The following is a 17071-nucleotide window of genomic DNA, read 5'->3' as shown; positions in this document are numbered from 1 at the left end:
CATGAGCCCGGCCGCGCTCTACATCCACTACAAGACCAAGGAAGAGCTGCTCCACCGGATCAGCCGGATCGGTCACGACAAGGCCCTGGAGATCCTGCGCACGGCGGCCCGCCGCGAGGGCAGCGCCAGGGAGCGGCTGGCCGACGCCGTCAGTTCCTTCGTCCGCTGGCACGCCGGGCGGCGCACCACGGCGCGCGTCGTGCAGTACGAACTCGACGCCCTCGGCCCCGAGGCCCGCGCCGAGATCGTCGCGCTGCGCCGGCAGGTGGACGCCGAGGTGCGCGGGATCATCGAGGACGGCGTGGCCTCGGGCGAGTTCGACGTGCTCGACGTCCAGGGGACGACGCTCGCCGTGCTGTCGCTGTGCATCGACGTGGCCCGCTGGTTCAGCGTCGACGGCCCGCGCACCCCGGAGGAGGTCGGCGCGCTCTACGCCGACCTCGTGCTGCGCATGGTCGCGGCCGGGCAGCCCCGAGCCTGATCCGCAGGGCACCCCCTACAGGTAGTACCGGGCCACCGACTCCGCGACGCACACCGGCTTGTCGCCGCCCTCCCGCTCCACGGTGAAGGCGACCGTCACCTGCACCCCGCCGGCGACGTCCTCGATGCCGGTGATCTTCGCGGTGGCGCGCACCCGGGAGCCGACGGGGACGGGCGAGGGGAAGCGAACCTTGTTCGTCCCGTAGTTCACGCCCATCTTCACGCCCTCGACCCGGATGAGCTGCGGCCCGAACAGCGGGAGCAGTGACAGGGTGAGGTAGCCGTGGGCGATGGTCGTCCCGAACGGTCCCGCGGCGGCCTTCTCCGGGTCCACGTGGATCCACTGGTGGTCCCCGGTCGCCTCGGCGAACAGGTCGATCCGCTTCTGGTCGACCTCCAGCCAGTCGGTGTGCCCCAGCTGCTCGCCGACGGCGGCCCGCAGTTCGTCGGGGGAGGTGAAGATCCTCGGTTCTGCCATGTTCCCGGCCCTCTCGCTCGCATCTCTAAGCAACTGCTTAGCATGGTCGGGTCGAGGGGCGATGTCAACGGATGGCGGGCCGGGTGCGGCGAGCCCTCTCTGTAGTCTCTGCGGGGTGCCCCAGATTCCCGAGAAGATCCACGAGCTGACCGTCGGCCAGTTGTCCGCACGCAGCGGAGCCGCGGTGTCCGCCCTGCACTTCTGCGAGTCCAAAGGGCTGATCTCCAGCCGGCGCACCCCCGGCAACCAGCGCCGCTACAGCCGTGACGCCCTGCGCCGGGTCGCCTTCGTCCGCGCGGCCCAGCGGGTCGGCATTCCGCTCGCCACCATCCGGGACGCCCTGTCCGAACTGCCCGAGGAGCGCACCCCGACGCGGGAGGACTGGGCGCGGCTGTCGGAGCGCTGGCGCTCGGAACTGGAGGAGCGGATCCGCCAGCTGAACCGTCTGCGCGACCACCTCACGGACTGCATCGGCTGTGGGTGCCTCTCCCTGGAGACGTGCGTCCTGTCCAACCCGGACGACGTGTTCGGCGAACGCCTGACGGGCTCGCGACTCCTCGCCGAGGGCCGCTGAGATCCGGCCACGGGGGCACGCCCGTCGGTGGCCCGGCTGCGCGCGGTCGCCCTACTGCCGCCCGGCTTCGCGCGCCGGGGCCGGCCGGGCCGCTGTACGCAGCGCCTCACCCACCAACTCGGCGTTGGACCGCGCCCGTCGGCCGTCCGGGAGGAACAGCGTGTCCTCCAGGCCGACCCGGGTGGTGAGGCCCAGGCGGAACGCCAGCCGGAGAACCGGCCAGGTGCCGCCCTCCTCGCCGTGCAGCAGCACCGGGCGGCCGTGTGCCGTGCCCAGCTCCGCCAGCAGCGCCCGCGCCGACGCCTCGGCGGTCGCCGGGTCCGGATCGGTCACCTCGGCCAGCACCCGCAACACCCTCGGGCCGAGCGGCGATGCCGCGAAACGTCCCGCGCCCCCGGTGCCGGACCAGATGCCCGCCTCCACGGCCACACCCCTGGCGAGCAATTCGGCGGCGACCTCCTCGGCGCCCGGCTCATGCCAGTTGACCGAGGCGAAGTCGGGCAGCACCGACCAGGCGCGCACCCGGTCGAGCCGGGCCGCCGGATCCGGCTCGGCCCAGGCGCCGGTGGTCACCCCGACCGGCACCCGCACCCGCGCCCGTATCGCCTCCAGCGCCGGGCCGAGGACACGCGCGGAGAGACTGTCCTGCCCGCACGGCGTCCTGGGGTGGACGTGCACCGAGGTGGCCCCGGCCGCCACCGCTTCGGCGGCCGAACGCGCCAGTTCCTCCGGGGACACCGGGACCCGGACGCCGTCGGCGGCCGAGCGGCGCCCGTTGAGACACACCTGCACCATGCTGTCGAGGATGCCCGGTAAGGGGCGCGGCATCCCCTGCGCACCCCGGGCACCGGCACGGGCACCGGCACCGGCCCGCCGCGCGGACCGCACCCGGTGACGCCCCACCGCTCCACCGCTCAGGCCGACATCAGCAGCCGTTCCCGTCGCGCGTACTCCAGGGCCCGTGCGTCCAGGACGGGCAGCGGCACCAGGATCCCGCAGTCCGTGCAGACCGGGCCGGACGAGGGCTCGTGGTCCAGGCCGTACCTCCACACCAGGCGTTCCCCGTCGCAGACCGGGCACGACGAGCCGGGCTCCCGCTCCAGCGCCGCGATCAGCCGGCGCAGCACCACCGCCAGCGGCTCGTCCGGGTGCACCCGCGGGTCGTCGCACCAGGCGACCCCGAACCCGCCCCAGGTCAGCCGGTGCCAGTCGTCCACACTGCCGGGCCTGCGCAGTCCGTCGTGCTTCTCCTTCCTGCGTCGCTCGGTGAAGTCGGTCTCGTAGGCGAGCCAGACGTCACGGGCCTCCTCCAGCTCCTCCAGCGCGGCCACGAGCCGCGCCGGATCGGGGGAGCGGTCCTCGGGACCGAAACCCGCCCGCGAGCACAGATGGTCCCAGGTCGCCCGATGCCCGTAAGGGGCGAACTTCTCCAGGCACTTGCGCAGCGAGTACCGCCGCAGTGCCAGATCACAGTCCGGATCGCGTACCTGTCTTGCCAGACTCCGGAAACCGGCCATCGCCCTGCACCTCCGTCACACTGCACCTGTACTTCGGTCCTTCGGCGTCGTCGCACGGACGTCGCCGAATAGACGTATCGACAGGCGATTCGGCTCCATCTCTTCTCCGGAACTCCCGGGGAACTCCAGAACGTGACGCATGTTCATCTTTGAACGGGGGGATACCGGCGGTAACGTCCGGTCACCCCTGTCGCTAGGAGCTGCCATGCCACGGCGAACCCCACGTATCACCCCTGACAGACTGAGAACGTCCCGACGACTTACCGGGTTCCTGAAGACCGCGTCGGTATGCGTCCTCGTCGCCGGTCTTCTCTCCCCGCTCACCCAGAGCGCGGTGGCGGCGGCCGGTGCCACGGCCGCCAACGACTACTGCGGCGGCCGGTGTTCCGACATCCTGCCGCCCGGTGAGAACGGCAACGCGACACTCGCCCAGATCCTGCTCAACCAGGCCTTCGGCACCCAGCCCGGGCACGCCGAGGACCAGCTCGGCCCCTACGCCAACCTGGCGAGCGGTTACAAGGGCCTGACCGACGCCACGCTCAACACCTTCTTCAACGACTCCTCGTTCGGTGTCCCCGCCGACCAGGTCGCCTCCGCCGAGAAGCCCGCCGGACGCGGCGACGTGACGATCGTCCGCGACAAGAAGACCGGTGTGCCGCACATCACGGGCACCACCCGGTACGGCACCGAGTTCGGCGCCGGGTTCGCCGCGGCCGAGGACCGGCTGTGGCTGATGGACGTCTTCCGGCACGTGGGCCGCGGCCGGCTCACCTCCTTCGCCGGCGGCGCCCCCGCCAACCAGGGCCTGGAGCAGCAGTTCTACCGCAACGCGCCCTACACCGAGGCCGACCTCCAGGCCCAGATCGACAACGCGGTCGCCAGGAACGGCTCCCGCGGCCAGCAGGCCCTCGCCGACGTCAACGCCTACCTCGCCGGTGTCAACGCCTACATCGACGCCTCCGACAGCGGCCGCTACTTCCCCGGCGAGTACGTCCTGACCGGCCACAAGGACTCGATCACCAACGCCGGCACCATCGAGCACTTCAAGGTCACCGACCTGGTCGCCCTGGCCTCCGTGATCGGCTCGCTGTTCGGCTCCGGCGGCGGCGGCGAGGTGAACAACGCCGTGTCCCTGCTCGCCGCCCAGGCCAAGTACGGGGTCGAGGAGGGCACCAGGATCTGGGAGTCCTTCCGCGAACGCAACGACCCCGAGGCCGTCCTCACCGTCCACGACGGCCAGAGCTTCCCCTACGGCACCAAGCCCGCCGACGCCCGGGGCCAGGCCCTGCCCGACGCCGGCTCGGTCACCCAGGAACCGCTCGTCCACGACCGCACCGGCAGCGCCGGCACCGCGACCGCGAGGAGCGCCACCGCCACCGCGGCGAAGACCGCCCTCGGCTCCGCGCGGCGCGGCATGTCCAACGCCCTCGTGGTGAGCGGCAGGTACACCGCGAGCGGCCACCCGATCGCCGTCTTCGGACCGCAGACCGGCTACTTCGCCCCGCAGCTGCTGATGCTCCAGGAGATCCAGGGACCCGGCATCAGCGCCCGCGGCGCCTCCTTCGCGGGCCTGAGCATGTACGTCGAACTCGGCCGCGGCCAGGACTACTCCTGGAGCGCCACCACCTCCGGCCAGGACATCATCGACACCTACGCGGTCGAACTGTGCCAGGACGACTACCACTACCTGTACCACGGCGCCTGCACGGCCATGGAGAAGCTGGAGCAGAAGAACGCCTGGAAGCCGACCACGGCCGACGGCACCGCCGCGGGCTCGTACACCATGCGCGTGTGGCGGACCGCCTACGGGCCGGTGGAGTACCGGGCGACCGTGGGCGGCAAGAAGGTCGCCTACACCACCCTGCGCTCCTCCTACCTGCACGAGGCCGACTCCATCATCGGCTTCCAGATGCTCAACGACCCCGACTACGTCAAGGGTCCGAAGGACTTCCAGAGTGCGGCGCAGCACATCAACTACACCTTCAACTGGTTCTACGCCGACTCCCAGCACACCGCCTACTACAACAGCGGTGACAACCCCGTCCGGGCGAGCGGGGTCGACACCGAGTTCCCGGTGTGGGCGCAGCCGGCGTACGAGTGGCGGAACTGGGACCCGGCCACCAACACCGCCGACTACACCCCGCCCTCCGCGCACCCCAACTCCGTCGACCAGGACTACTACGTCTCCTGGAACAACAAGCAGGCCAAGGACTACACGACCGCGCCCTGGGGCGACGGCTCGGTGCACCGCGGCAACCTGCTGGAGGACCGGGTGAAGAAGCTCGTCGCGGCCGGCGGGGTGACCCGTGCCAAGCTGGTGCAGGCCATGGCGGACGCGGCCCTGGCCGATCTGCGCGCCGAGGACGTGCTGCCGGAGCTGCTCAGGGTGGTGGACTCCGCGCCGGTGACCGACTCCACGGCCGCCGCCGCGGTGGGCAAGCTGCGGGCCTGGGTCACCGCGGGTGCCAGGCGCACCGAGACATCGGCCGGTTCGAAGACCTACGCCGACGCCGACGCGATCCGCATCCTGGACGCCTGGTGGCCGCTGCTGGTGAAGGCGGAGTTCCAGCCGGGGCTCGGCGACGGCCTGTACACCGCGATCACCGACAACCTGCCGGTCGACGAGGCACCGTCCGCCGGCCACGGCCCGACCGGCTCGCACGCCGGCAGCTCCTTCCAGTACGGCTGGTGGAGCTACGTCGACAAGGACATCCGGTCGGTGCTCGGCGAGCCCGTCCAGGGGCCGCTCGGCCGGAAGTACTGCGGCGACGGCAGCCTCACCGCCTGCCGGGACATCCTGGTGAGCACCCTGAAGCAGGCGGCCGGCCTGACCGCGGCCCAGGTCTACCCGGGTGACGACCAGTGCGCGGCCGGCGACCAGTGGTGCGCCGACTCGATCGTCCAGCGCACCCTGGGCGGCATCAAGCACGGCAGGATCAGCTGGCAGAACCGGCCGACGTTCCAGCAGGTGGTGGAGTACACGTCCCACCGCTGAAGCCCGCCGGGCCGACGGGCGTCGGCAGCCGACTGTGCGTCGACGCCCGCCGGCCGTGTCTCACGTGATGCGGCCCGCCGCCAGTACCAGCCGCGCCAGTTCGGGGTGGACGATGTCGCTGTGTGCCCCGGTCGGCGCGCCGCCGCGGTGGACGACGGCCGCCGCGTCCACGTTCACACAGCCGGACGCGGGCAGGCGGCCGCCGAGGGCCGCCGCCAGGTCCAGCCGGACGGTGCCCGGCACGGCCTGCGCCCCGTCGTGCCCCACGGCCCCCCAGCGCGGCCCGAGCACGGCCGCGATGTCGCCGCCCGCGCACGCCCGGTCGTCCCCGGCGAGCCGGGAGGCCAGCGGGTAGAACGTGCCGAGGGCCGCGTCGAAGCGCGAGTAGCAGCACACCAGGGGTCCGTCGACGCGCCGCTGCAGGCCCTTGAGCGCCCCGGACCGGTCCGGGGCGTGCGGCAGCCGGTCGGTGAACGCGTAGTGCGAGAAGGCCCCCTGGAGCAGCGTCACCGACTTCACCGCGTCCACGCCCGCCGGCAGCCCGCGCAGCGCGAACGCGACCAGCCGGCCGCCGAAGCTGTGCCCGACCAGGTGCACCCGCACCCCCGGCGCCGCCCCGGCCAGCCGGCCGAGGACCGGCCCGAGCCCGCGCTCGCCGACCGTCCCGGCCCGCCGTTTCATCCGGTAGTACGCCGCCTGCCGCAGCAGCTCCTTGGCGCCGTCCCACGGATCGGGCAGGCTGAACCCCGCCCCGCCGCCCTCCGGTCCGAGCGCGGCCAGGGCCCCGGCGAACTGTTCGCAGGCGGTCACCGGGTCCCCGCCGAACACGGCCGGCTCGCCCTCCTCGTCCGTGTCGGCCGGTCCCGGGTTCCCGTCGGTGTCCAGCAGCAGCCGCACCAGCCGCCCGAACTCGGCCAGTCCCCGTGTGCCGTCCGGCCGTTCGTCCAGCATCCGGGCCAGCTGGTCCAGCACGGGTGCCCGGCCCGGGAAGGCCTCCAGCAGGGCGCGCCGGGAGTCCTTGTCCAGCGCCGGGCGCGGTGCCGCCTCCGCCTCCACGGCCGCCACGGACCGGGGGAAGTCGGGGATCGGCTCGTCGCTGAACCGCATGGACGGCCAGATCACTCCGACGTACCCGAGCCGTGCCTCGGGGGCCAGTGCCGATACCGGGGCGAAGAAGCGGCGGTACAGGGCGGTCGCGCCCGAGCGGTCGTTGTTCCAGCCGTGGGAGAAGACGACCAGGTCACGGACTCCTTGTTCCGTGACCTGGGCCAGCAGCCGGTCCCGTTCGGGGCCGGCCGCGTCCCCGTCGGCGTCGAAGGTCAGCTCCCAGTAGGGAGTCACGCTCATCCCAGCATCCGCCATACCAGGCTCCCTCGGCCCCACGGTGCGAAACGGTACGCTTCGCGCGTATCGTCCTGCGGAGACGCGAGGTTGGCCATACGGCGCGGCTCACTTGTAGAGGAGATATTCCTTTCGAATCCGCCGGAAGCCGGCGAGTTCCTCCTGCCAGGCGCCCGTCACCTCGTCCGTACCGGCACCCGCGTCGATCATCGTGCGCACCCGGGCGGAACCGGTGAGCTTGTCGATCCAGTCGTCGGACCGCCACGCGAAGCCGCTCCACACCGTCCGGGCGGTCACCAGCAGCGCGATCCCGGTGCGCACGGGGTCGTAGGCGTCCCGGTCGGTCACGTGGATCTGCACCCCGCCGACGGTCCGGCCCTGGAACTTGGAGAACGTGGGCGTGAAGTACGCCTCCCGGAACCGCACGCCCGGCAGGCCGAGTCCGTTCGCGGCGGCGGCCCAGCGGCCGTCGACGCCCTCGGCGCCGAGGAGTTCGAAGGGGCGGGTCGTGCCGCGCCCCTCGGAGAGGTTGGTGCCCTCGAACATGCAGGTGCCGGAGTAGACCAGCGCCGTGTCCGGGGTGGGCATGTTGGGGCTCGGCGGCACCCAGGGCAGGCCGGAGGCGTCGTAGAACCCCGCGCGGTCCCAGCCCGTCATGCGGACGGTCTCCAGGGGGACGGGCGCGGTCAGGTACTCCCCGTTGAACAGGCGGGCCAGCTCCGCGACGGTCATCCCGTGCGCCTGCGCGATCGGCTGCCGGCCGACGAACGTGGCGAACTCCTTGTGCAGCACGGGGCCCAGGGCCCGGCGGCCGGTCACCGGGTTGGGGCGGTCCAGGACGACGAAGCGCCTGCCGGCGAGCTGCGCCGCCTCCATGCAGTCGTACAGGGTCCAGATGTAGGTGTAGAAGCGGGCGCCGACGTCCTGGATGTCGAAGACGACCGTGTCGACGCCGGAGGCGGTGAAGACGTCGGCGAGCGGCCGGCCGCTCTTGAGGTACGTGTCGTACACCGGCAGGCCGGTGGCGGGGTCGTCGTAGCGGCCCTCGGAGCCGCCTGCCTGGGCGGTGCCGCGGAAGCCGTGTTCGGGGCCGAAGACCGCCGTCAGCCGGACGCGCGGGTCCTGGTGCATGACGTCGACGATGTGCCGGGCGTCCCGGGTGATGCCGGTGGGGTTGGTGACGACGCCCACCTTCTGGCCGGACAGGAGTGAGTAGCCGTCGGCCGCGAGCCGTTCGAAGCCGGTGCGCAGACGCTCGCGGTGCGCGGTCCGAGGCGGCAGGGCCGTCGTCGTGGCCGATGCGAGCAGGGTCCGTCGGGACAGGTGCATGGGGTCCTCCGGTGAGTGGGCACGTGCGGACCGTTCGTGGTGCTCGCGCAGTTGCCCGCGCCCCTAGAGGGTGGTGCAGTCACCCTTTCCTTTACACATACCGACTGGTTAGTCTGTACCGTCCGGAGCCGATGCGCGCCACGCGAGAGCCGTGCCGAAGGAGACCGATGGTGGAAGCCGTGCAGGATGCGGGAGTGGTCGTCACCGGGGCGGGCGGCGGGATCGGGGCCGCGCTGGCCCGGCGGTTCGCCGCCGAGGGGGCCCGGGTCGTGGTGAACGACCTGGACGCCGGGAAGGCGAGGGCGGTGGCCGAGGAGATCGGCGGGACCGCGGTTCCCGGCGACGCCTCCGCCGTCGTCGCCGAGGCCCGCGACGCGCTCGGCGGCACGGTGGACGTCTACTGCGCCAACGCGGGCGTCGCCTTCGAGGACGGCGACCTCGACGGCCCGCTGGACGAGCGGACCTGGGCGGCGTCCTGGGACGTCAACCTGATGGCCCACGTCCGCGCGGCCCACGCGCTGCTGCCCGACTGGCTGGAGCGGGGCGGCGGACGCTTCGTCTCCACCGTCTCCGCCGCCGGACTGCTGACGATGATCGGCGCGCCCTCCTACAGCGTGACCAAGCACGGCGCGTACGCGTTCGCCGAGTGGCTGTCGCTGACGTACCGCCACCGGGGGATCAAGGTCCACGCCATCTGCCCGCAGGGCGTGCGCACCGACATGCTCGCCGCCACCGGCAGCGCGGGCGACCTGGTGCTCCAGCCCACCGCCATCGAGCCGGCGGCCGTGGCCGACGCGCTGTTCGAGGGCATCGAGCAGGACCGCTTCCTCATCCTGCCGCACCCCGAGGTCGCCGGCTTCTACCAGGCGCGGGCCACGGAACCCGAGCGCTGGCTCGCCACCATGAACCACATCCAGCAGAAGTGGCAGACCGGCCGGTGACGGCCTCCCCCTGAGCGGCGCGCCCGGCGGCCGTGACCGGAGTGCCGGGCGGGTACCGTGGCGGGACCGTCGAGGCCGGTCCCGGCCCCCGGCCGGGGGCCGGGGCGGACCCGGACGAACGCGCGGTGCATGGCGGGGAGACACTGGCCGCGTACCGGTCCGCCCGGCAGGCGGAGATCCCGCCCGACCCGCCCGAGGCTGGGGGTGGGAAGATCCTCCGGCGGGAACCGCGTTCCCGCACCAGCGAGTGACCTCACGGAAAGGCAGGTGGCGGCAGTGCCCAGGACGACGGACGGAGACGGGACGCCCGTCCCGCAGCGGCTGCTGGCCGCCGCCACCCGGCTCTTCGCCGAGCAGGGCTACGACCGCACCTCCGTGCAGGAGATCGTGGAGGCGGCCGGCGTCACCAAGGGGGCGCTGTACCACTACTTCGGCTCCAAGGACGACCTCCTGCACGAGGTGTACGCGCGCGTGCTGCGCCTCCAGCAGGAGCGGCTGGACACCTTCGCGGGCGCCGACGAGCCCGTGGAGAAGCGGCTCAGGGACGCGGCGGCGGACGTGGTCGTCACGACGATCGAGAACCTCGACGACGCGATGATCTTCTTCCGGTCCATGCACCACCTGAGCCCGGAGAAGAACAAGCAGGTCCGCGCCGAGCGCCGGCGGTACCACGAGCGGTTCCGCGCGCTGATCGAGGAGGGCCAGAAGGCCGGCGTCTTCTCCACGGCGACCCCGGCCGACCTGATCGTGGACTACCACTTCGGCTCCGTCCACCACCTGTCGACCTGGTACCGCCCCGACGGCCCGCTGAGCCCGCAGGAGGTGGCCGACCACCTCGCCGACCTGCTGCTGCGGGCCCTGCGTCCGTAGCGCGCACGCCCGCGCCGGAGCGCGCTGGGGGAACGGCCGGTGCGGCGGCGGGGCCGCACCGGCGCGCGGGTCACAGGTACCGCTTCAGCTCCCGGCGGGCGAGCGACCGCTGGTGCACCTCGTCCGGGCCGTCGGCGAGCATCAGCGTGCGGGCGCTCGCATACAGCTCGGCCAGCGGGAAGTCCTGGCTCACCCCGCCCGCGCCGTGCAGCTGGATCGCCCGGTCCAGGATGCCGACCACCGCGCGCGGGGTGGCGATCTTGATGGCCTGGATCTCCGTGTGGGCGCCCTTGTTGCCGACGGTGTCCATCAGCCAGGCCGTCTTCAGCACCAGCAGCCGCAGCTGTTCCACGGTGACCCGGGCGTCGGCGATCCAGTTCTGGACGACGCCCTGCTGGGCCAGCGCCTTGCCGAACGCCGTACGGCCCACGGCCCGCCGGCACATCAGCTCGATGGCCCGCTCGGCCATGCCGATCAGCCGCATGCAGTGGTGGATCCGGCCGGGGCCGAGCCGGGCCTGGGCGATGGCGAAGCCGCCGCCCTCCTCGCCGACGAGGTTCGCCACCGGCACCCGCGCACGGTCGAAGACCACCTCGGCGTGGCCGCCGTGCGAGTGGTCCTCGTAGCCGAAGACCTGCATGGCCCGCCGCACGGTGACCCCGGGGGTGTCGCGCGGGACCAGGACCATGGACTGCTGGCGGCGGATGTCGGCGCCGTCCGGATCGGTCTTGCCCATCACGATGAAGATCGCGCAGTCCGGGTTCATCGCGCCCGAGATGTACCACTTGCGGCCGGTGATGACGTACTCGTCGCCGTCCCGTTCGATGTGCGTGGTGATGTTGGTGGCGTCCGAGGAGGCCACTTCCGGCTCGGTCATCGCGAACGCCGAGCGGATCTCACCGGCCAGCAGCGGCTCCAGCCACTGCTTCTTCTGCTCCTCGGTGCCGAACTGCGCCAGCACCTCCATGTTCCCGGTGTCGGGCGCGGCGCAGTTGGTCGCGGTGGGCGCGAGGTGCGGGGAGCGGCCGGTGATCTCGGCGAGCGGCGCGTACTGGAGGTTGGTGAGCCCGGCGCCGTACTCGCCGTCCGGGAGGAAGAGGTTCCACAGGCCCTGCCTGCGCGCCTCGGCCTTCAGCTCCCCGACCACGGCCGGGGTGTCCCAGGGCGAGGCGAGCGCGGCCCGCTGCTCCTCGGCGACCGCCTCGGCCGGGTAGACGTACTCGTCCATGAAGGCGAGAAGCTTGGCGCGCAGTTCCTCGGTGCGCGCGTCGAACGCGAAGTCCATGCCGGTCAGCCTTCCTGGAGCGTGGTCAGTCCGTGGTCGATGAAGACGGGCACGAGGTCGCCGATGCGGTCGAAGCCGCGGCCGACCGTCTGGCCCAGGGTGTACCGGTAGTGGATGCCCTCCAGGATCACGGCGAGCTTGAACCAGGCGAACGCCGTGTACCAGGAGACGGCCGAGACGTCCCGGCCGGAGCCGGCGGCGTACCGCTCGATCAGCTCCCGGGGGTCGGGGTGGCCCGGGGCCTCGGCGGTGGTGGAGACGGGGGAGTCCGGCGCGCCGAGCGGCCGGCTGTACATCACCAGCAGGCCCAGATCGGTCAGCGGATCGCCGAGTGTGGACATCTCCCAGTCGAGGATGGCCTTGATCCGGTCGTCGTCGCCGATCAGGACGTTGTCGAGCCGGTAGTCGCCGTGGACGACGGCCGGCGCGGGGGAGCGGGGCAGGTCACGGCCGAGGGCCGCGTGCAGCTCGTCGATGCCCGGCAGGTCGCGGTTGCGGGAGGCGTCCAGCTGCTTGCCCCAGCGGCGCAGTTGCCGGTCGAGGAAGCCCTCGGGGCGTCCGAAGTCCGCCAGGCCCACCTCGGCGGGGTCCACCGCGTGCAGCTCGACCAGCGTGTCCACCAGGGACAGCACCGCGTCCCGGGTGCGCTCCGGGCCCAGCGGGGCGAGCTGGCCGGCGGTGCGGTACGGGGTGCCCTCGACGAACTCCATCACGTAGAACGGCGCCCCCAGCACCTCCTCGTCCTCGCACAGCAGCAGCGGGCGGGGGACCGGCACCCGCGTCGGGTGCAGCGCGCTGATGACCCGGTGCTCGCGCTTCATGTCGTGCGCGGTGGCCAGCACATGGCCGAGCGGGGGCCGGCGGACGACCCACTTCGAGGTGCCGTCGGAGAGCGCGTACGTGAGGTTCGACCGTCCGCCCTCGATGAGCCGTCCGGTCAGCGGGCCGCTCACCAGACCGGGACGCTCGCGCTCCAGCAGGGCGCGGAGCCGGTCCAGATCGAGACCGGGCGGGTGGTCGGCGCTCATTCATCACTCCTACCAACGGTGAACAAGAACAGGACTCATGATGCCGACCGGTCGGTATGTCGTCCAGTGCGGGAACCGAACCCGGCGGGAAACGTGACCGGAGCCACGATAGGGCGACGGCCCGCCGGGGCGCCGCCCGGGAGCCGTCCCACGCCGGAGCGGCACGGCGGACCGGCCCGGTTGCGTCGCGCACCCGCACCCCGGAGGGTCGAGGCATGAAGGGCATCAGCTACCGCTGCTACGGCGGACCCGAGGTGCTGGAGTACGGCGAGCTGCGCGACCCCAAGGTCGGTCCCGACCAGGTGCTGGTCAAGGTGCGCGCGGCGGCCGTCAACCCCGTCGACTGGAAGTGCCGCGAGGGCTACCTGGACCCGCTCCTGGACGCCGTCTTCCCGGTGGTCCCCGGCTGGGACGTCAGCGGGGTGGTCGTGCGGCCCGGGGCCGCGGTCACCGAGTTCGGCGTCGGCGACGAGGTCGTCGGCTACGTCCGCGAGGACTTCCTGTCCCGGGGCACCTTCGCCGAGTACGTCGCCGCGCCCGTGCGCACCCTGGCCCGCAAACCGCGCAGGCTGTCCTTCGAGGAGGCCGCGGGGCTGCCCCTGGCCGGACTCACCGCCTACCAGGTGCTGGTCAGGACGCTGGAGGTGCGGCGGGGCGAGACCGTCCTGGTGCACGCGGCGGCCGGCGGGGTCGGCTCGCTCGCCGTGCAGATCGCCGTGCACCTCGGCGCCCGGGTCATCGGCACGGCCGGCCCGGGCAACCACGACCACGTCCGCACGCTGGGCGGCGAGCCGGTGGCCTACGGCGACGGCCTGGCGGAACGGGTACGCGCGCTCGCCCCCGACGGGGTGGAGGCCGTCTTCGACACCGTGGGCGGCGACACCCTGAAGACCTCGGCCAACCTGCTCGCCCCGGAGGGCCGGCTGGCCTCGATCGCCGACCCCGAGGTCGTGGCCTACGGCGGCCGCTACTGCTTCGTCCGCCCGGACGCCGAGGACCTGGGGCACCTGGCGCGGCTGGCGGACGAGGGCGCCGTGACGGTCCACGTCCACCGGACCTTCCCCCTCGCCCGCACGGCCGACGCCCACCGCCTGAGCCAGGAGGGCCACACCCGCGGCAAGATCGTGGTGACGGTGGAGGAGGCCGAGGAGGGCGGGGAGGGCGGGGAGGGGCGGACCGAAGAAGGGGCGCCCGGGGAAGACACCGCCTAGGCCGGCCGTGCCGCCCGCAGTACCAGCACCGCGGCGCACGTGGCCGTCGCCACCGCGTACAGGGCCGCCGTCGTCGCCCGGCGCGGGGCGAGGGGCGGCGGCGGGGTGGTGGCGGAGAGCGCGCGGATGCGGTGGTGGGCCGCGGTCAGGAAGCCCAGCCACAGCCCGCAGCACAGCGCGCACAGGGTGATGCCGAGGGCCGACGCGCCGCCGTGCAGGGCCGTCCTGACGCCCAGGACGGCGACCACCGCCCCGGACAGGGTCGTACGCCGCCAGGCCAGCCGCGTCCGCTCGGGCTGCAGCCCGGGATCCCGGCCCGTCCGGCCCCGGCGGGACGTCATCCCTCCCACCCGGCCAGCACCACCACGACCATCGCGACCGCCACCACCGCGACGACCAGGCTGAGCAGCACCGGGAAGCGGGACGCGGGCAGGTCCTCGCCACGGCGCATCGCCCGCTCGCAGCGCACCCAGTGGTTCACCGCGCGCAGGGAGCAGAGCACACCGGCGGCGAGCAGCGCGAGCGCGAGACCGACCCGCCACGGCCGGCTCAGGTCCGGCAGGAACTGGTCCACCGCGAACCCGCCGCCGATCAGCGCCAGCGCGGTGCGCAGCCAGGCGAGGAAGGTGCGCTCGTTGGCCAGCGAGAACCGGTAGTCGGGCGTACCGCCCTCGTCCCGCACCCGCTCCGGCGCGAACCACAGCCGGATGTTCCGTACGAACTCGCTCACCCGGCCGACCCTACCCGGCGATCACCGGCCCGCCCGGAACGCCCGCAGCCGCTCGTACGCCGCCAGCCCGTCCGGCACCCACTCCCACGTGCCGAGCCGCCGCTCGACCTCCTCCTCGGGCAGGAAGGCGTGCCACTGGACCTCCTCGGCCTGCGGCCGGACGGGCGTCTCGCAGCGCACCTCGTACACCGCCGACCACCAGCTGCGGCCGGGGCCGTCGTCGTACAGGAACTTGAAGAGGAAGGCCGGCCGCGCCAGCCCGCTCACGCCCAGCTCCTCCTCGGCCTCCCGCAGCGCCGCCTCGTCGTAGGACTCGCCCGCCCCGACGACCCCGCCGACGAACATGTCGTAGAGGGAGGGGAAGACCAGCTTCGTCGCCGTGCGCCGGTGCACGAAGAGCCGGCCGGCCGCGTCCCGGGCCTGGACGAACACGCAGCGGTGGCGCAGCCCGCGCGCGTAGGCCTCGCCGCGCGGGGACCGGGCGACGACCCGGTCGTGCTCGTCGACGATGTCGAGGATCTCGTCAGCAGGGTTCATACGGGTATCCAAGCAGGCGGGCTCAGCGCCGCTGGAGGTGCCCGGCCGGGTCCTCCCGCTCCGCCGTGCCGCACGGCATCGCCGGGTGCAGCCCGAGCAGCACGATCCCCGCCACCACGGCCGCGAGCCCGGCCGCCTCCCAGGCCAGCGCCCCGGTGTCGGTGCGCAGCCGGTCGCCGAGGAAGCCCACCCCGCACAGGATCCCGGCCAGCGGCTCGGCCGCCGTGAGCGCGGGCAGCGACATGCGCAGCGGGGCCGTCTCGAACGCGCTCTGCACCAGCACCAGGCCGGTGACCCCGCACGCCACCACCCCGTACGGCTGCCAGCCGGAGAACAGCTCGGTGAGGCCGCCGTCGGAGAAGCGGATGCCGCTCACCCGGGTCAGCGCGTCCTGGACGCCGTAGAGCAGTCCGGCCGCGAGGGCCAGTAGCACCGGTCCCCAGCTCAGCCGGGAGCGCTTGGCGTACGCGGTGAGGGCCAGGGCCGCGCCGGTCACGGCCCCGATGATCAGCCAGTGCCGCAGCGGATCGGTGACGGCCGTGCCGCCGCGCGGCTCGCCGGCCAGGATGAACGCGCTCACCCCGCCCGCGAGCAGCAGCAGACCGGCCCAGCCCTGGCGGCCCAGCGCCTGTCCGGTCCGGTACCGGGACAGGGCGAGGGCGAACAGCAGATTGGTCGCGAGCAGCGGCTCTACCAGGGAGATCTCGCCCCTGCCGAGGGCGATCGCGCCGAGCACCATGCCGGCCACCATCAGCCCGAGCCCGCCGAGCCAGCGCGGCACCCGCATCAGGTCGAGCAGCAGCCGGAAGGAGAGGAAGTCGCCGAGCGGCGCCTTCTGGGCCGCGTCCTGCTGGAGTACGAAACCGAAGCCCAGACAGCAGGCGGCGCTCACGGCGAGGAGGAGAACCAGAACCGACACGCTGCGTACCTCGATCATCCGGCCGACCACGGGCGGGTAGTGGCCGACTGTAGCGCTCCGGGCACGGGGTTGCCCCGGAAGTACCCGGAACCGGGCGGTTGACTCGGAACCGGGCGGTTGACCCGGAACCGGGCGGTTGACTCGCCATGCTCCGCGACCGGTGGGCGCGGCGCCATGGCGTACGCCACAGGAGCCGGGGCGGCCGGCCCGGAACGCGCCGGAACGCGCCGGCACACGCCGGCACACGCCGGCGGACCATTCGGGTGGCGCGGACGCCCCGGACCCGGCCCACCTGCACCGGGACCACCCAAGTCCGCCGCCGGGACCGGTAGTTGAAGATCGCGAGCGCACTCGTTCCGCTTGACGCCATCCCTGGCTGAGGGTTTGCTGTGCGTGACCGGCCGATGGCAGCCCGAGAAACAGGAAGCCCCGCGGTGCCCCCTCTCCCGCCTCTGCTCGGCGCTCGCCGGGACCCCATGGAACCGTCCGGCGTGACGGGCCCGGGCGGTCCCGGAGCCCTCGACGCCGCCCTCGACGACGCCGGACTGCGCACCGCCCGGGCCGCGCTGGCCCAGGGCCGGCGACAGGCCGCGCGCGCCCTGCTGGTGCACACCGGCGACGACTGGGACCGCCGCGGCCACCGCCTCACCGTGCTCGCCCGGGACCCCAACGCCACCGCCTGGGCGAGCGACTGGCTGGCCGCCGAACCCGGCTCCGCCGACGCCGCCGCGCTCCTCGCCCTGGCCCTGGTCCACCGCGCGCTGCGGGGCAAGGAGGAACCCGACCGGGCCCGCGAGGCCTGTGACACCGCCGCCGGACTCGCCCCCGCCGACCCC

17 protein-coding genes and 1 pseudogene are annotated in these 17071 nt (G+C 73.3%); 7 read left to right on the top strand and 11 right to left on the bottom strand.

The genetic code is table 11. The features are described from left to right. Positions 1 to 481: TetR-type transcription factor C-terminal domain-containing protein (locus IE312_RS32485; protein ID WP_229900701.1), on the top strand; the 481-nt coding region annotated here is incomplete at its 5' end. A 15-nt stretch (positions 482 to 496) separates the two neighbouring features. Here the strand turns inward: IE312_RS32485 and IE312_RS32480 are convergent. Further along, positions 497 to 958, bottom strand: a complete 462-nt coding sequence (locus IE312_RS32480; protein WP_189985835.1) for a MaoC family dehydratase — start codon at positions 956 to 958, stop codon at positions 497 to 499. A 115-nt stretch (positions 959 to 1073) separates the two neighbouring features. On the opposite strand from IE312_RS32480, the gene soxR reads away from it, so the two are divergent. Continuing rightward, complete coding sequence (soxR, locus tag IE312_RS32475) at positions 1074 to 1532, top strand: redox-sensitive transcriptional activator SoxR (protein ID WP_189985834.1); 459 nt, start codon at positions 1074 to 1076, stop codon at positions 1530 to 1532. A gap of 51 nt (positions 1533 to 1583) precedes the next feature. Here soxR and IE312_RS32470 read toward each other — a convergent pair whose 3' ends face one another. Next, positions 1584 to 2327, bottom strand: coding sequence for a 3-keto-5-aminohexanoate cleavage protein (locus tag IE312_RS32470; RefSeq protein WP_189985833.1), 744 nt, complete (start codon positions 2325 to 2327; stop codon positions 1584 to 1586). A 119-nt stretch (positions 2328 to 2446) separates the two neighbouring features. After that, positions 2447 to 3049 carry a hypothetical protein gene (locus tag IE312_RS32465; RefSeq protein ID WP_189985832.1) on the bottom strand — a complete coding sequence of 201 codons (603 nt, stop codon included), beginning with the start codon at positions 3047 to 3049 and terminating at the stop codon, positions 2447 to 2449. Between the two features lie 205 nt (positions 3050 to 3254). On the opposite strand from IE312_RS32465, the gene IE312_RS32460 reads away from it, so the two are divergent. Continuing rightward, a complete protein-coding gene (locus tag IE312_RS32460) occupies positions 3255 to 6044 on the top strand; it encodes a penicillin acylase family protein (RefSeq protein WP_189985831.1) in 2790 nt (929 codons plus the stop codon). A 60-nt stretch (positions 6045 to 6104) separates the two neighbouring features. Here the strand turns inward: IE312_RS32460 and IE312_RS32455 are convergent, their stop codons facing one another. After that, positions 6105 to 7406, bottom strand: coding sequence for a serine-threonine protein kinase (locus IE312_RS32455; RefSeq protein WP_189985830.1), 1302 nt, complete (start codon positions 7404 to 7406; stop codon positions 6105 to 6107). Between the two features lie 87 nt (positions 7407 to 7493). Continuing rightward, a complete protein-coding gene (locus IE312_RS32450; RefSeq protein WP_189985829.1) occupies positions 7494 to 8714 on the bottom strand; it encodes an exo-beta-N-acetylmuramidase NamZ family protein in 1221 nt (406 codons plus the stop codon). A gap of 167 nt (positions 8715 to 8881) precedes the next feature. On the opposite strand from IE312_RS32450, the gene IE312_RS32445 reads away from it, so the two are divergent. Both IE312_RS32445 and IE312_RS32440 read left to right on the top strand, forming a co-directional pair. Further along, entirely contained in the window at positions 8882 to 9655 is a 774-nt protein-coding gene (locus tag IE312_RS32445; protein ID WP_189985828.1) for an SDR family oxidoreductase, read from the top strand. A 276-nt stretch (positions 9656 to 9931) separates the two neighbouring features. Beyond that, complete coding sequence (locus IE312_RS32440; protein ID WP_189985827.1) at positions 9932 to 10525, top strand: TetR/AcrR family transcriptional regulator; 594 nt, start codon at positions 9932 to 9934, stop codon at positions 10523 to 10525. A 70-nt stretch (positions 10526 to 10595) separates the two neighbouring features. Here the strand turns inward: IE312_RS32440 and IE312_RS32435 are convergent, their stop codons facing one another. Both IE312_RS32435 and IE312_RS32430 read right to left on the bottom strand, forming a co-directional pair. After that, positions 10596 to 11810 (bottom strand): acyl-CoA dehydrogenase family protein, encoded by a 1215-nt coding sequence (locus IE312_RS32435; RefSeq protein ID WP_189985826.1) that lies wholly within the window; start codon positions 11808 to 11810, stop codon positions 10596 to 10598. A gap of 5 nt (positions 11811 to 11815) precedes the next feature. Beyond that, positions 11816 to 12838: a phosphotransferase family protein gene (locus tag IE312_RS32430; protein WP_189985825.1), complete on the bottom strand. Its 1023-nt coding sequence runs from the start codon at positions 12836 to 12838 to the stop codon at positions 11816 to 11818. A 215-nt stretch (positions 12839 to 13053) separates the two neighbouring features. On the opposite strand from IE312_RS32430, the gene IE312_RS32425 reads away from it, so the two are divergent. Further along, the gene (locus IE312_RS32425; RefSeq protein ID WP_189985824.1) at positions 13054 to 14049 is read left to right on the top strand and encodes an NADP-dependent oxidoreductase; all 996 of its coding nucleotides are present in this window, start codon (positions 13054 to 13056) and stop codon (positions 14047 to 14049) included. Here IE312_RS32425 and IE312_RS32420 read toward each other — a convergent pair. Genes IE312_RS32420 through IE312_RS32405 form a run of 4 tightly spaced genes read right to left on the bottom strand, consistent with a single transcriptional unit; the run spans position 14046 to position 16253 of the window. Beyond that, positions 14046 to 14390 (bottom strand): DUF202 domain-containing protein, encoded by a 345-nt coding sequence (locus tag IE312_RS32420; protein ID WP_189985823.1) that lies wholly within the window; start codon positions 14388 to 14390, stop codon positions 14046 to 14048. The genes IE312_RS32425 and IE312_RS32420 overlap by 4 nt on opposite strands. Further along, the gene (locus tag IE312_RS32415) at positions 14387 to 14779 is read right to left on the bottom strand and encodes a YidH family protein (RefSeq protein ID WP_189985822.1); all 393 of its coding nucleotides are present in this window, start codon (positions 14777 to 14779) and stop codon (positions 14387 to 14389) included. Before IE312_RS32415 ends, IE312_RS32420 begins: the two co-directional genes overlap by 4 nt. A gap of 21 nt (positions 14780 to 14800) precedes the next feature. Then, on the bottom strand, positions 14801 to 15316 hold the full coding sequence (locus IE312_RS32410; RefSeq protein ID WP_189985821.1) for an NUDIX domain-containing protein: 516 nt from the start codon (positions 15314 to 15316) through the stop codon (positions 14801 to 14803). Between the two features lie 22 nt (positions 15317 to 15338). Next, positions 15339 to 16253: a DMT family transporter gene (locus tag IE312_RS32405; RefSeq protein ID WP_370467647.1), complete on the bottom strand. Its 915-nt coding sequence runs from the start codon at positions 16251 to 16253 to the stop codon at positions 15339 to 15341. Positions 16254 to 16639: 386 nt separating this feature from the next. Here IE312_RS32405 and IE312_RS42830 point away from each other — a divergent pair. After that, a pseudogene (locus IE312_RS42830) lies at positions 16640 to 17071 on the top strand (hypothetical protein); the annotation flags it as partial.

The sequence above is a fragment of the Streptomyces capoamus genome (genome assembly GCF_014654935.1).
In the GTDB taxonomy this organism is placed as follows: Bacteria; Actinomycetota; Actinomycetes; order Streptomycetales; family Streptomycetaceae; genus Streptomyces; species Streptomyces capoamus.
This window is presented reverse-complemented; position numbering and strand designations above follow the sequence as displayed.

What these genes read in the sequence shown, in the direction of transcription:
- IE312_RS32405 (WP_370467647.1), bottom strand. Translation starts at nt 16,253, where the DNA reads ATGATCGAGGTACGCAGCGTGTCGGTTCTGGTTCTCCTCCTCGCCGTG.
- IE312_RS32435 (WP_189985826.1), bottom strand. Translation starts at nt 11,810, where the DNA reads ATGGACTTCGCGTTCGACGCGCGCACCGAGGAACTGCGCGCCAAGCTT.
- IE312_RS32410 (WP_189985821.1), bottom strand. Translation starts at nt 15,316, where the DNA reads ATGAACCCTGCTGACGAGATCCTCGACATCGTCGACGAGCACGACCGG.
- IE312_RS32425 (WP_189985824.1), top strand. Translation starts at nt 13,054, where the DNA reads ATGAAGGGCATCAGCTACCGCTGCTACGGCGGACCCGAGGTGCTGGAG.
- IE312_RS32430 (WP_189985825.1), bottom strand. Translation starts at nt 12,838, where the DNA reads ATGAGCGCCGACCACCCGCCCGGTCTCGATCTGGACCGGCTCCGCGCC.
- IE312_RS32450 (WP_189985829.1), bottom strand. Translation starts at nt 8,714, where the DNA reads ATGCACCTGTCCCGACGGACCCTGCTCGCATCGGCCACGACGACGGCC.
- IE312_RS32480 (WP_189985835.1), bottom strand. Translation starts at nt 958, where the DNA reads ATGGCAGAACCGAGGATCTTCACCTCCCCCGACGAACTGCGGGCCGCC.
- IE312_RS32455 (WP_189985830.1), bottom strand. Translation starts at nt 7,406, where the DNA reads ATGGCGGATGCTGGGATGAGCGTGACTCCCTACTGGGAGCTGACCTTC.
- IE312_RS32420 (WP_189985823.1), bottom strand. Translation starts at nt 14,390, where the DNA reads ATGACGTCCCGCCGGGGCCGGACGGGCCGGGATCCCGGGCTGCAGCCC.
- IE312_RS32465 (WP_189985832.1), bottom strand. Translation starts at nt 3,049, where the DNA reads ATGGCCGGTTTCCGGAGTCTGGCAAGACAGGTACGCGATCCGGACTGT.
- IE312_RS32445 (WP_189985828.1), top strand. Translation starts at nt 8,882, where the DNA reads ATGGTGGAAGCCGTGCAGGATGCGGGAGTGGTCGTCACCGGGGCGGGC.
- IE312_RS32470 (WP_189985833.1), bottom strand. Translation starts at nt 2,327, where the DNA reads ATGGTGCAGGTGTGTCTCAACGGGCGCCGCTCGGCCGCCGACGGCGTC.
- IE312_RS32460 (WP_189985831.1), top strand. Translation starts at nt 3,255, where the DNA reads ATGCCACGGCGAACCCCACGTATCACCCCTGACAGACTGAGAACGTCC.